12 protein-coding genes and 1 tRNA gene are annotated in these 12,409 nt (G+C 72.5%); 10 read left to right on the top strand and 3 right to left on the bottom strand.

Features of this window, described 5'->3' with window-relative positions; genetic code table 11:
- The first annotated feature begins 66 nt into the window (after positions 1 to 66).
- The 3 genes from Pen02_RS21845 (at position 67) to Pen02_RS21835 (ending at position 3,571) form a co-directional block, all read left to right on the top strand.
- On the top strand, positions 67 to 1,437 hold the full coding sequence (locus tag Pen02_RS21845) for a DUF58 domain-containing protein (RefSeq protein WP_203868246.1): 1,371 nt from the start codon (positions 67 to 69) through the stop codon (positions 1,435 to 1,437).
- Positions 1,438 to 1,486: 49 nt separating this feature from the next.
- Entirely contained in the window at positions 1,487 to 2,017 is a 531-nt protein-coding gene (locus Pen02_RS21840) for a hypothetical protein (RefSeq protein ID WP_203868245.1), read from the top strand.
- Positions 2,018 to 2,224: 207 nt separating this feature from the next.
- Complete coding sequence (locus Pen02_RS21835; RefSeq protein WP_203867949.1) at positions 2,225 to 3,571, top strand: NAD(P)/FAD-dependent oxidoreductase; 1,347 nt, start codon at positions 2,225 to 2,227, stop codon at positions 3,569 to 3,571.
- A gap of 82 nt (positions 3,572 to 3,653) precedes the next feature.
- On the opposite strand, the gene Pen02_RS21830 is transcribed toward Pen02_RS21835, so the two are convergent.
- Positions 3,654 to 5,495: a hypothetical protein gene (locus tag Pen02_RS21830; protein WP_239141073.1), complete on the bottom strand. Its 1,842-nt coding sequence runs from the start codon at positions 5,493 to 5,495 to the stop codon at positions 3,654 to 3,656.
- A gap of 96 nt (positions 5,496 to 5,591) precedes the next feature.
- Between Pen02_RS21830 and Pen02_RS21825 the strand changes: the two genes are divergently transcribed.
- The 6 genes from Pen02_RS21825 to Pen02_RS21800 all read left to right on the top strand — a co-directional run bounded on the left by Pen02_RS21825 (position 5,592) and on the right by Pen02_RS21800 (position 9,514).
- Positions 5,592 to 5,672, top strand: a tRNA-Leu gene (locus tag Pen02_RS21825).
- A gap of 134 nt (positions 5,673 to 5,806) precedes the next feature.
- Entirely contained in the window at positions 5,807 to 6,628 is an 822-nt protein-coding gene (locus tag Pen02_RS21820) for a Bax inhibitor-1/YccA family protein (protein ID WP_203867948.1), read from the top strand.
- Positions 6,629 to 6,743: 115 nt separating this feature from the next.
- A complete protein-coding gene (locus tag Pen02_RS21815; RefSeq protein ID WP_203867947.1) occupies positions 6,744 to 7,070 on the top strand; it encodes a hypothetical protein in 327 nt (108 codons plus the stop codon).
- 13 nt (positions 7,071 to 7,083) lie between these two features.
- Positions 7,084 to 8,319 (top strand): DUF6973 domain-containing protein, encoded by a 1,236-nt coding sequence (locus tag Pen02_RS21810; RefSeq protein ID WP_203867946.1) that lies wholly within the window; start codon positions 7,084 to 7,086, stop codon positions 8,317 to 8,319.
- A gap of 77 nt (positions 8,320 to 8,396) precedes the next feature.
- Positions 8,397 to 9,152, top strand: coding sequence for a Bax inhibitor-1/YccA family protein (locus Pen02_RS21805; protein ID WP_203867945.1), 756 nt, complete (start codon positions 8,397 to 8,399; stop codon positions 9,150 to 9,152).
- Between the two features lie 20 nt (positions 9,153 to 9,172).
- A complete protein-coding gene (locus Pen02_RS21800) occupies positions 9,173 to 9,514 on the top strand; it encodes a hypothetical protein (protein WP_239141071.1) in 342 nt (113 codons plus the stop codon).
- A 133-nt stretch (positions 9,515 to 9,647) separates the two neighbouring features.
- Here the strand turns inward: Pen02_RS21800 and Pen02_RS21795 are convergent, their stop codons facing one another.
- Both Pen02_RS21795 and Pen02_RS21790 read right to left on the bottom strand, forming a co-directional pair.
- Complete coding sequence (locus tag Pen02_RS21795) at positions 9,648 to 10,910, bottom strand: acetyl-CoA C-acetyltransferase (RefSeq protein ID WP_203867944.1); 1,263 nt, start codon at positions 10,908 to 10,910, stop codon at positions 9,648 to 9,650.
- A gap of 9 nt (positions 10,911 to 10,919) precedes the next feature.
- Positions 10,920 to 11,609 (bottom strand): TetR/AcrR family transcriptional regulator, encoded by a 690-nt coding sequence (locus Pen02_RS21790; protein WP_203867943.1) that lies wholly within the window; start codon positions 11,607 to 11,609, stop codon positions 10,920 to 10,922.
- Between the two features lie 124 nt (positions 11,610 to 11,733).
- Here Pen02_RS21790 and Pen02_RS21785 point away from each other — a divergent pair, with 124 nt between their 5' ends.
- Positions 11,734 to 12,408 carry an NAD(P)-dependent oxidoreductase gene (locus tag Pen02_RS21785; protein ID WP_203867942.1) on the top strand — a complete coding sequence of 225 codons (675 nt, stop codon included), beginning with the start codon at positions 11,734 to 11,736 and terminating at the stop codon, positions 12,406 to 12,408.
- Position 12,409: the final 1 nt, after the last annotated feature.

Genomic DNA, 12,409 nt, shown 5'->3' with positions numbered 1-12,409 from the left:
CTGCGACCCGCCGTACCCGGGCAGCGCACCGCCGCGCCCCCGGCCGGGCAGTCCTGGGCGGGGCCGGTGCCGGACTGGGTGTCCACCCGGGCCCTCGGCCGAGCGGTGCTGCTCACCGGGCTGTTCCTGGTGGCCGGTGCGCTGCTCGGCCGGGCCGACCTCGTCGTGCTGGCCGCCCCCTTCGCGCTCGGCACCGCGTACGCGCTGCGGCGCCGGCCGGAGCATCCGCCGGAGATCGCGATCGGGGTCGACGACACCAACCTTGTCGAGGGAGCCGGGCTGGTCGGCGGGATCAGCGTCGGCAACCGCGACGACGTCGGGTACGACCTGGTGCTGGTCCGTACCGTGGTGTCGTCCTGGCTGCGGATCGACGAGGTGCTGTTCGCGCCCGGCGGTGCCGGGGCCGACGGCGCCGTACCGGCCGGCGGGGACGGACGGCGGGACGCCACCGACCGCCCGTACGGCTTCACCGTGCCGGCCGGCACCATAGCCGACCTGGAGTTGCGCGGTGCGACGCTGCGCTGGGGCCGGCACGCGATCGGGCCGGCGGCGGTCCGGGCGATCGCCTGCGACGGCCTGCTGGCCAGCCAGACGGTGCTCACCGACGCCCGCGCGGTGCCGGTCTACCCGGTGACCGAGCCGTTCGACGCGGACGAGGCGATGCCCCGGGCCGCCGGCCTGGTCGGCGGGCACCGGTCGCGGCGCCCGGGCGAGGGCGGCGAACTGGCCGGGGTACGCATCTTCGGGCCGGGGGACCGGCTGCGCCGGATCGACTGGCGGGTGTCGCTGCGAGCCCGGCAACTGCACGTGGCGGCGATGCTCTCCGACCGGGACGCCGAGGTGGTGCTGCTGCTCGACGTACTCGCCGAGGCGGGCCGGTCGGGCGGGATCCGGGGCAGCGCCTCGGTGCTGGACACCTGCGTCCGGGCCGCCGCCGCGATCGCCGAGCACTACCTGCACCGGGGCGACCGGGTCTCGCTGCTCGAATACGGCCCGTCGGCCCGCCGGCTCCGGCCGGCCACCGGCCGGCGGCAGTACCTGACCCTGCTGGAGTGGCTGCTCGACGTCCGGGTCGAACAGTCTCCGCACGAGCCGTACGACCAGGTCTTCGGTCCGCAACTGCTCTCCTCGAACGCCCTGGTGGTGGTGCTCACCCCGCTGGTGGACGCCCGGTCGGCGGCGATGCTGGCTCGGCTGGCCCGGTCCGGCCGGTTCGTGGTGGCGGTGGACACCCTGCCGCCGTCGGCGGTGCCGCCGAAGCGGGGGCAGTGGACCGAGATCGCGCACCGGCTCTGGCGGCTGGACCGGGAGATGACGATCGGGCAGCTCCGCGAGCACGGGGTACCGGTGGTCACCTGGGCCGGGGCGGGCAGCCTCGACCTGGTACTCCGGGACGTCGCCCGGCTCGCCTCCGCGCCCCGCCCGGCGCTGCGGTGAGGGCCGCCGTGTCGAACGGAGAGACGCCGTGCTGAACCGGGTCAAGGAGATGTACGCGGCGATCGGCCGGATCACCCTGGTGCCGCTGCTGGTCCGGGGCGGCGTCTTCGGCTGCGCGCTGGTGGCGCTGCTGCTGGCGTACCCGGAACGGCCGTCCGACCCCCGGCTGCTCGGCCTGCTGGTGGTGGCGGCGATGGCGCCCGCGGTCGCGCCCCGGCGGAACTGGCCCACCTTTATCCTGCTGGCCGCGGCCGGCGCCTGGGTGGCGGCCACCGGCTGGTACGACCAGCGGGTCGAGCTGTGGCGGCTGCTCGCCCTGGCCACCTTCCTCTACCTGACGCACAGCCTCGCCGCGCTCGCCGCCCTGCTGTCGTACGACGCGGTGATCGCCCCCGAGGTGCTGGCCCGGTGGGTGGCCCGGGCGCTGGGGGTGGCGCTCGCCTCGGCGGTGCTCGCCGTGCCGCTGCTCGCCCTGGACGGCCGGTGGGGCGACGAGAACTTCGTCGTCGTACTGCTCGGCGGGCTGGCCCTGGCCGTCGCCGCCGCCGCACTGCTCGGCTGGCTGTTCCGACGCAGGTAGCGCCCGACGTTCCGGCGGGGAACCGGCCGGTGTTCCGGCGCAGGTAGCGGTCGCTGCGGCGCCGGGAACCGGTCGGAGTTCCGGCGTTCGGCGGCGCCGCTCGGCAAGATCGGTGCAAACTGGGGTAACGCGGCTCACCTGGCGTCCTCAGTCACAGAAGGGGGCATCTGGCCCGCATCCCGGGGCGGCGGGGGGAAAGATGGAGACGTGAATCCGCAGCGGATCCTTGTGGTGGGCGCCGGTCACGTCGGCCTGTACGCGGCCCTGCGCCTGTCGAAGAAGCTCCGGTCGTGGGAGGCCGAGGTCATCGTCGTCGACCCTCAGCCCCACATGACGTACCAACCCTTCCTGCCCGAGGCGGCGGCCGGCAACATCTCCCCCCGGCACTCCGTGGTGCCGCTCCGGCGCGAACTGCGCCGCTGCACCATCGTCGCCGGTACGGTCACCCGGGTCGAGCACGACCGGAAGACCGCGACCGTGCAGCCGATCATCGGCCCGGCCCGGGAGATCGCGTACGACCACATCGTGGTGGCGCCCGGCTCGGTCTCCCGTACCCTGCCGATCCCCGGGCTGGCCGAGCAGGGCATCGGGTTCAAGACCATCGGTGAGGCGATCTTCCTGCGCAACCACGTGCTGGACCGGTTGGACGTGGCCGCCGCCACCACCGACCCGGACGTCCGGCGCTGTGCGCTGACCTTCGTCTTCGTCGGCGGTGGCTACGCCGGCATCGAGGCGCTGGCCGAGATGGAGGACATGGCCCGGGACGCGCTCAAGTACTACCCGGAGCTGAAGCCCGGCGACATGCGCTGGGTACTCGTCGAGGCGACCCTGCGGGTGCTGCCCGAGGTCGACCGGGACATGGGCGCGTACACGGTGGCGCAGTTGCTGAAGCGGAAGATGGACATCCGGCTGGAGACCCGGCTGGAGTCCTGTGTGGACGGACTGGTCCGGCTCTCCGACGGGGACAGCTTCCGGGCCGACACCATCGTCTGGACGGCCGGGGTGAAGCCGTCGCCGATGTTGGCCCAGACCGACCTGCCCCGGGACGAGCGGGGCCGGGTGACCTGCCTGCCGACCCTCCAGGTGGTCGACGGCGACCAGGTGGTCGAGGGGGCGTGGAGCGCCGGTGACTGCGCGGCGGTGCCGGACCTGACCGGCCCGCCCGGTGCGTACTGCTCGCCGAGTGCCCAGCACGCGGTGCGGCAGGCGGCCCGGATGGCCGACAACATCCGGGCGGTGCTCCGGGGCCGGGCGCCGGTCAACTACAAGCACAAGCACGCCGGCAGCGTGGCCAGCCTCGGTCTGCACAAGGGCGTCGCCCAGGTCTACGGGATCAAGCTCAAAGGGCTGCCGGCCTGGTTCATGCACCGGACGTACCACATGAGCCGGATCCCCTCGCTCAACCGCAAGGTGCGGGTGATCGTGGACTGGAGTCTCGCCTTCATCCTCCGCCGCGAGGTGGTCGCGCTCGGCCAGTTGCACGACCCCCGGGAGGAGTTCATCGAGGCGTCCTCGGCGGCGGGCAGCCGGCCGGGCGACCGCAAGCCGGTCTGATCGCCCAGCAGTGGTGCCCGGCCCGATCCGGACCGGGCACCGCAGCGTCCGCCGCTGGTGGCGTCGTGCCGCGTCGGCGTTCTCAGACCCGCCAGGTCCAGGCGTCGGCGACCCGGGTACCCGGGCCGAGCAGCGCCTCCAGGGTGGTTCGCAGGCTGGTCGCGTTCGGGGCGTCGTCGGCGACCACGACGCAGGAGGCGCCCCAGAACTGGATGTCCCTGCGGGCCTGGTCGCGCTGTTCCGGGCCGATCGCCGGGATCGCGCCGTTCTTCGACACGTCGGTCAGCAGTTGCGAGGTCGGCTGCTTGTAGGTGCCCATCGACGCCTGCCCGCCGGCCGCGTACGGGCCGATGAAGAAGCCCTCGGGCAGCGCGAACGACGCGTCGGCGGCGGCTGCCCAACGCATCGCCCACGGCTCCTGCGGGGTCGGCAGCGGCACCGGCACCAGTACGCCGTTCGGCTTGACGCAGTCGCGCCAGTGCCCGTCCGCGATGAACTTCGGCAGCGGCGGCCGGGCGGCGGTCGGGATCTGGGCCGGGAAGATCGGCAGCAGCGCGATGACCGCCGCCAGCGGCACCATCAGGCGTACCGGCTTCTCCGGCGCGGCCAGCCCGTGGTCGACGGCGAGCGCAAGCACCGTGGCGATCAGCGGGAGCAGCGCCAGCGCGAAGCGCATCGGCAGCGCCCCGTCCACCACCGGGATGCCCAGCAGCAGTGAATAGGGTCCGGTGATCCCGGTCTGCTCCTTGTCGACGATGATCGTCGGCCCGAGCGACAGCGCCGCCATCACGATCCCGGAGGTGACGCAGGCGATCACGACCGGCCGCCGGATCAGCCAGCCGGCGGCGAGTACGGCGGCCAGGATCAGCGGCCAGCCGAGGAAGGTGTTGTACTCGGCCGGCCCGGTGGTCAGCCGGGCGGCCTCCGGCGAGCCGGCGATCGACATCGGCGAGATCGCCGACCAGCTTGCCAGATCGGCGTAGAAGTAGTGCGGGCTGAACATGCCGTTCGGCACACTCTGCGCCCCGGCGAACTGGAACCAGAGCGGGTACGCCAGCACCGGCAGGGCCAGCACGACCGCCAATACCATGCCGGCGAGGAACCCGGGCGCCACCCGCCGGGCCAGCGACCAGTTCGCGGCGGCGTACGCCAGGGTGAAGACGACCAGGGCCACGGCGGCCAGGAAGAGCGTCTCCTCGCCGATGAACACCTGCACCGACACTCCGGCGGCGAGCCCGGCCGCCGAGGTGACCACCCGCCGCCAGGCGATCCCCGGCCTGTCGGGTCGGGCCTGCGGGTCGGCCGCCCGGACCATCCGGACGACCAACCAGATCAGCACCGGCACCAGCCACTGGGCGGTCATGTGCAGGTGGCTGTTGGACTGGGAGATGATCCCCGGCCCGAAGCCGCAGAGCCCGGCACCGAGCCCGGCGGCCAGCCGACGGACGCCGAGCAGCCGGGTGAAGAGCAGGTACCAGGCGATCGCGGTACCGGCGAGACCGGCGGCGGCGAGCAGCGCGAAGGTGACCGGTGCGCCGAAGGCCAGGGTGACCGGCGCGAACAGGAAGCCGAGGGCGATGACCGTGGTGTTGGCCATCAGGTTCACCCCGTCGGGGGCGTTGAGCCGGTCGCTCAACAGGGTGAAATCACCGTGCAGGACGCGGGAGTCCATCGCCAGGAACCACTCGTAGAGGGCCTGGTCCTCCGGGTTGAGCGCCAGCACCCGGGCACCCGGGTCCGGCCAGAGCCCGGCGGTGAGCCAGCCGGCCAGCACCACGAAGAGCAGGCACACCGCGAGGTCCGGCCCGTGCCGGTGCAGCGCGCCGGGCCAACGCCCCCAGCGGGACCTGGTCGGGCCGGAGACGGTCTCGGTCGTGGCCGGGCCGGGATCGGCGTCCTGCGCCGCGCGGGCAGTGCTGGTCACGACGATGACCCTAGTGCCGATCCGAGAACGGGGTGCGCCCGGTGGGGCTGCACCCGCTACCGTGGCAGGCACCAGGGCCGAGCGGATTCGGCACCTGCCCGGGTGGTGGAAAGGCAGACACGGCCGCCTTAAAAGCGGCTGCCGCAAGGCGTGCGGGTTCGACCCCCGCCCCGGGCACAGTTCGATTCGCGGTGCGTCCGGACCACCTGCCAGGTGGTCGAGTGACGTGGATCTCCACAACCTCGCCGGGGAGCATTACCCTGGATAGGGCACGGGCATTGTGCACCGACCTTTTCAGGAGGCTTGACAAAGTGAAGACGTCCAACCCGGTGCTGGCCCGACTCGGCCAGGCGGCCGAGCGGGAGCGGGCCTCGGGGTACGCCCCGGCCGGCGCATACGGACAGCCCGGCTACGGGCAGCCGTACCCGACGGACGCGGGCTACCCGGCCGCGCCGCCCACCGTACAGCCGATGTCCATCGACGACGTCGTCGTCAAGACGGTCACCCTGCTCGGCATCACCGGGCTCTCCGCCGCGCTGGCCTGGGTGCTGGTGCCGGACGCGCTGGTCGGCGCGGCCTGGATCGGTGCCGCCGTCGTCGGGCTGGTGCTCGGCCTGGTGATCTCGTTCATGCGGATCGCCAACCCGGCGCTGGTCGTCACGTACGCCGTCGTCGAGGGCGTCTTCGTCGGCATGGTCAGCAAGTTCTTCGAGTCCATCGCCGGCTACGACGGCATCGTCCTCCAGGCGGTGATCGCCACCTTCGGGGTCTTCTTCCTGATGGCCGGCCTCTACAAGGCCAAGGTCATCCGGGCGACGCCGAAGTTCATCCGGGGCGTCATCGCGGCGACGGTCGGCATCTTCGCGGTCATTCTGATCAACTTCGTGCTGACCCTCTTCGGCATCGAGACCGGGCTGCGCAGCGGTGGCCCGATCGCCATCGGGTTCAGCCTGATCTGCATCGTGATCGCCTCGCTCAGCTTCATCCTCAGCTTCCACGAGGTGGAGGAGGGGGTGCGGATGGGCCTGCCGCGCAAGTACTCCTGGACCGCCGCCTTCGGCATTCTGGTCAGCCTGGTCTGGCTCTACATCGAGATCCTGCGGTTGCTGAGCTACTTCCAGGGCGACGACTGAGCACGGTCAGAACCGAGTCGGGCACCGGCGACCGCTGACCTGACGGTCTGCCGGATCGGTCCAGACGCCCGTCCCCGCTCGTCGGGGGCGGGCGTCGGCGCAGGGGGAGGCGGACATGGCCGAGGGCGACGTGTCGATGAACTCGGCAACGCTGCGCGGCGGCAGTAACGAACTGCTCGGACTCGCCGGCTCGTTGCAGGCCAGACGGCCGGAGCCGGAGGTGGTCGCGGTGCCCAGGCCGGCTGCGCACGAGGAGGTCGCCGCCAGGAGCCGGAGCTTCGCCGAGCACGCCAGCGACCAGTTCCGGGACGCGGTGGCCCTGCTCGCCGCGCTGTCGAGCAAGGTCAGAGGGGCCGCGGTGCTGCACGAGCAGGCCGACGTCGGCCTCGTTCGGGCGGTCGACCAAATCCTGACCGGCACGACGTACCGGCCCGGACGCTGAGCGGACCGGCCCGATGGCGTTCCGGGACGAGATCAACTACATCGAGCGGATGACACCGGCCCGGGTCGAGTTGTCGGCCGAGGACTGTGCCCGGGCGGTACGGGTCCTCGGCACGGTGCTGCCGGGCCTGCCCGACCTGCGCCGCAGGGTCGACTGGGTGGGTACCGGCCGGCCGCTCTTCGACGAGCGGCTCAAGGAGATCGACCGCCTGCTGGAGGGGTTGCGCAACGGGTACGACAAGGTGGGGAAGGCGTACGGCGTACACGCTCGGGACCTGAAGCGGGCACAGGGTCTCGTCGAGGACGGCATCGGGGCGGAGGCGAGGCTCCGCCGGGAGATCCAGGAGCTGTTCGACGGTCTGGGCGACATCGGCTGGATCCTGGGTACGGCGCAGCCGATGCGGATCTGGGAGACGATCCGGGCCAGCGAGGAGCTGGCCACCTGGTTCCGTCAGCACGGCCTGGGCGCCCGGTTCGAACAGGCGAAGGTCGACGCGGATCGGCTGTTCGGCGAGGCCGGACACAACTACGACCGGGCCCGGGAGATCGAGCAGGAGTCCAGGGCCGTCCTGACGACGGCGCTCGACCACGCGCTGCGGGACCTGCCGGAGTTCCAGACCGACGCCACGCAGGTGCGGATCGTCCTCGACCGGACCCCCGGCCTGGCCGAGCTGGTGCAGCAGGGCGGTTCCCTTCCCGACGCACACCGGACGGGCCCGCAACTCCGCGCCAACCAGGTCGCGGACAGTCTCGAACCCAAGCCGACCGGGTTGCTCGGCGGCTACATCAAGACCGCCGAGGAGGAGCGGCTGCTGCGTTCGCGCGGTCCTGCCGGCGTACAGGTGCTCCTGTACGCGCTGGACGCCAGGACCCTGGCCGATTCCCGCTTTCCGCTCACCGGTGCGGACGACGGTCACAACGACGCCTTCCGGCACGCGTACTGGAGCGCCCGGGTGGCCCAGGAGTTCGGCGAGGACTTCGCCGAGCGGTACGGCACGGCGCACGAGGCGGAGCGGCTCAACGCGCCGGACCGCGAGGCGATGGATCTGCACAACAACGCCCTCGGCCGTGCGATCGGGGTGGCACACCCGAACGCGACGCCGGGCGAGGTGGCCGGGCTGGTCGAGGAGGCGATCCGGGACGGCCGGGCCGTCGTGGTGAACAGCCAACGTGAACTCGATTTCAGCGATCGGGTCCGTCCCGGGGACACGGGTAGGGCCCAGCCACCCTCGCTGCGGCAGATGCGGTAACCCGAGCCGGGGTCGAAGCACGTTTCGCCGGGGACTGGGTCGGCTATGCGCGGAATGTCTGGTTCACTGTTGCTGAGATGGAAAGTTCGAACCCGGTACTGACCCGGCTGGACGACACCGTCCGGGTGGAACGCCAGGTCCTCGGCGCCGGGGTCGTCCGGCCGATGACCGTCGACGACGTGGTGGTGCGTACCGTCGGCCTGCTGCTGCTGACCGGCGCCACCGGAGCGGTCGCCTGGACGTACGTCACCGACGGCTGGGCCGCACCGGCCGCCCTCGGCTCGGCACTGGCCGGGCTGGTACTCGCCCTGGTGATCTCGTTCCGCCGGATCACCAACCCGATCCTGGTCGGCGGGTACGCGGTGCTCCAGGGCGTACTGCTCGGCGTCGCCAGCCGGGGCTTCGAGGCGGTCTACCCCGGCATCGTGGTGCAGGCCGTGGTCGGCACCTTCGGAGTCTTCGTCGGGATGGCGGTGCTCTACGGGCTGCGGGTGCTCCGCGCCACGCCCCGGTTCGCCCGGCTGGTGGTCGGCGCGCTGATCGGCGTGGTGGTGCTGGGCCTGGTCAACCTCGCCGTCTACCTGATCGCCGGCCGGCAGACCCTGGTGGTCTACAGCACCGGCAGCGAGGTCGGCTGGCTGCCGTACGTCTTCGCGCTGGTCTGCATCACGGTCGGCGCGCTGACCTTCGTCCTCGACTTCGACCTGGTGGAGCGGTGGGTCCGGGACGGCCTGCCGGTCCGGTACGCCTGGTTCTGCGCGTTCGGACTACTCGCCGGCCTGATCTTCCTCTACTGGCAGATCCTCCGTTTGCTCAGCTACGTCCGGCGCTGACCCGACCGTAGACTCGCCGCGTGAACGCGCCCGAAGCCGCCCGACCGGCCGAGCCGCTGGTCCGCCAGCTCGACCTGCTCGTCCGGCAGGTGGGCCACTGGACGCCGCCACGCTGGGCGGCGCCGGGTCCGGCCGGCGGTCCGGTTCGGGCCGACCTGGTGCACCGGCTCGTCCAGCAGCTCGCCGACCTGGCCGCCGACGCGGCCGGGGAACCGCGGCGGCGCGTACCCCGGTTGGAGAACGCGCTGGCCCTGCCGGACCAGCTCCGGGTGATGGTGGCGGACCTGGTCGACGCGGACCCGCCGGCCTCGGTGCTGGCCGGCGCCGCCGCCGAGATGGCGACCGTCCGACAGTCCCTCTGACCGTCCGACAGTCCCCCTGACCGACCGCCTACCGCCGACGAGCCCGTCCGCCCGCCCGGCCGCAGGGCCGACCCGCCGCGCGACAGGATCGGAGGGCCGCCCGACCCCGGCCGGGTAAGGGCGGCCCGGAAACTCAGCTCAGCCGCTCCAGCACCATCGCCATGCCCTGGCCGCCGCCCACGCACATGGTCTCCAGCCCGACCGTCCGGTCGTGCCAGTCCAGCGCGTTCAGCAGGGTGCCGGTGATCCGGGCGCCGGTCATCCCGAACGGGTGCCCGACCGCGATCGCCCCGCCCATCACGTTGAGCTTCTCCAGCGGGATGTCCAACTCGCGGTACGACGGGATCACCTGGGCCGCGAACGCCTCGTTGATCTCGACCAGGTCGACGTCGTCGATGGTCATCCCGGCCCGGCGCAGGGCCTGCCGGGACGCCTCGACCGGGCCGAGTCCCATGATCTCCGGGGAGAGCCCGGTGACCCCGGTGGAGACGATCCGGGCCAGCGGAGTGATCTCCAGCTCGCGGGCGCGCTCGGCACTCATGATGATCACGGCCGCCGCGCCGTCGTTGAGCGGGCAGCAGTTGCCGGCGGTGATCCGACCGTCCGGCCGGAAGACCGGCTTCAGCCCGGCCACCCCGTCCAGGGTCACCCCGGCACGGGGCCCGTCGTCGGAGTCGACCCACTCGCCGGACGGCAGGGTGACCGGGGTGATCTCCCGGGCCCAGAAGCCGTCGGCGATCGCCTTCTCCGCGAGGTTCTGGCTGCGTACGCCGAACTCGTCCATGTCGGCCCGGGACACGTCGTACGCCTGGGCGAGGTTCTCGGCGGTCTGCCCCATCGCCAGGTAGACGTCCGGCAGCCCGCCGTCGAGCCGGGGATCCGTCCAGACCGGTGCGCCGGCCTCGGTACGGGCGGCGGAGCGGGCCCGGGCCGCGTCGAACCTCGGGTTCTGCCAGCCGCCGCCGACCAGCGCCTGTGCGTCCGGCGGCAGGGCGTCGGAGTTGCCCCGGGCGTACCGGGAGACGCACTCCACGCCGGCCGAGACGAAGACGTCGCCCTCACCGGCCCGGATCGCGTGGAACGCCATCCGGGTGGTCTGCAACGAGGAGGCGCAGTACCGGGTGAGGGTGGCGCCGGGCACCGTGTCCAGGCCGAGCAGGGTGCCGACCACCCGGGCCATGTTGAAGCCCTGCTCGCCGCCGGGCAGCCCGCAGCCGAGGTAGAGGTCGTCGATCTGGACCGGGTCGAGCTGCGGCACCTTGTCGAGGGCGGCCTGGACGATGGTCGCGGCCAGGTCGTCCGGGCGCAGCTCGCGCAGCGAGCCCTTGTGTGCCCGGCCGATCGGGGAGCGGGCGGTGGCGACGATAACGGCTTCGCGGGGGGACGCGGTCGACATGAAGAAACGTTAACCCGATCCGGCCCCGGGGTCACCAGCGGGCGAGCCGCCCGGTCGGTCCGCCGGTTCGGCGGTCGGCGGGATCGACGGGTACGGCATGGCCGTGACCAGCTCCGCGACGAACCGGTCGGGATCGTGGTCGAGGAGTTGCGCGCGACCGGCCGGACCGAGGAAGGCGACCAGGAAGGCCCGGTAGAAACACGCCCCGAGGAAGAGGTTGGCCAGCGCGACCGGGTTCGCCGTCGGGGCGATCCGGCCCAGTTCCCGCTCCCGCCGGAGGTACTCGGCGAGGGCCGCGTTGGCGTGCTGCGGGCCGGCGCCGCTCTGCCGGAACAGCTCCCGCTGCCGGTCGAGCAGCACCGGTTCGGCGAAGAGGGCCATGGCGAGCTGCCCGGACTCCTCGTAGACCCGGAGCATCTCGTGGCCGAGTTCGGTCAGCCGGGCCGGCACGGTGCCGCTGCCGGCCCGGTCCGGCAACCGGACCATCAGCCCGATGAACGGCGCGAGCCGGATCTGCATCACGGCGAGGAACAGGTCCTCCTTACCGGTGAAGTGCTTGTAGAGGGTGGCTTCGGAGTAGCCGGCGACCCGCGCGATCTCCTTGGTCGTGGTGTGCGCCAGGCCCTGTTCCCGGATCACCGTGGCGGCGGCGGCCAGGACGCGTTCCCGGGTCGTCTCGCCCCGACCTCTCGTGCTCATCGCCCTCCTCGGCGCTTCCGAACCCGGCTCGGTATCGATGGCCGGCTCAGCTTGACAGGTGGTGAGTGCTCACTACCCTAATGGTAAGTGAACACTCACTAACCCTTCGGGAGGGTGGTGCGACATGAGACTCACGATCTTCGCCGCCAGCGGCGGGATCGGCCGGCACCTGCTCCGGCAGGCCGTCGCCGCCGGTCACGACGTGACGGCGGTGGTACGGAATCCGGCGAGCCTGGCCGACGAGCCGGACGGCGTACGGGTGGTCGCGGCCGACCTGGCCACCCCCGACCCGGCGGTACTGGCCGACGCCGTCGACAAGGCCGACGCGGTGCTCTCGGGACTCGGCCCCCGCTCGATGGCCGAGAGCGGAGTCGCCTCCCGGGGCACCCGCGAGATCGTCACCGCGATGCGGGCCCGGGGCGTACGCCGGATCGTCGTGGTCAGCGCCGCTCCGATCTCCACCGTCGCCGCACCGGGTCGCCCGAAACCGCCACCCGACCCGGGCGAGGGCCCGGTCATGCGATACCTGGCGAGCCCGCTGCTCAAGGCCGTACTGCGCAAGCCCTACGTCGACCTGGCGGTGATGGAGGAACTGCTCCGGGACGGCGGTGACCTGGACTGGACCGTGGTACGCCCGCCCCGGCTCACCGACAAGCCGCTGACCGGCACCTACCGCACGGCGTACGGGCGCAGCGTCCGGGGCGGAACCGTGGTGCCACGGGCCGACGTGGCGCACTGCATGCTGTCGGTGCTCCAGCAGCCGGAGACGATCCGGCAGGCGGTCGCCGTCGCCACCTGAC

Origin of the sequence: Plantactinospora endophytica (assembly GCF_016862915.1) — a bacterium.
In the GTDB taxonomy this organism is placed as follows: Bacteria; Actinomycetota; Actinomycetes; order Mycobacteriales; family Micromonosporaceae; genus Plantactinospora; species Plantactinospora endophytica.
This window is presented reverse-complemented; position numbering and strand designations above follow the sequence as displayed.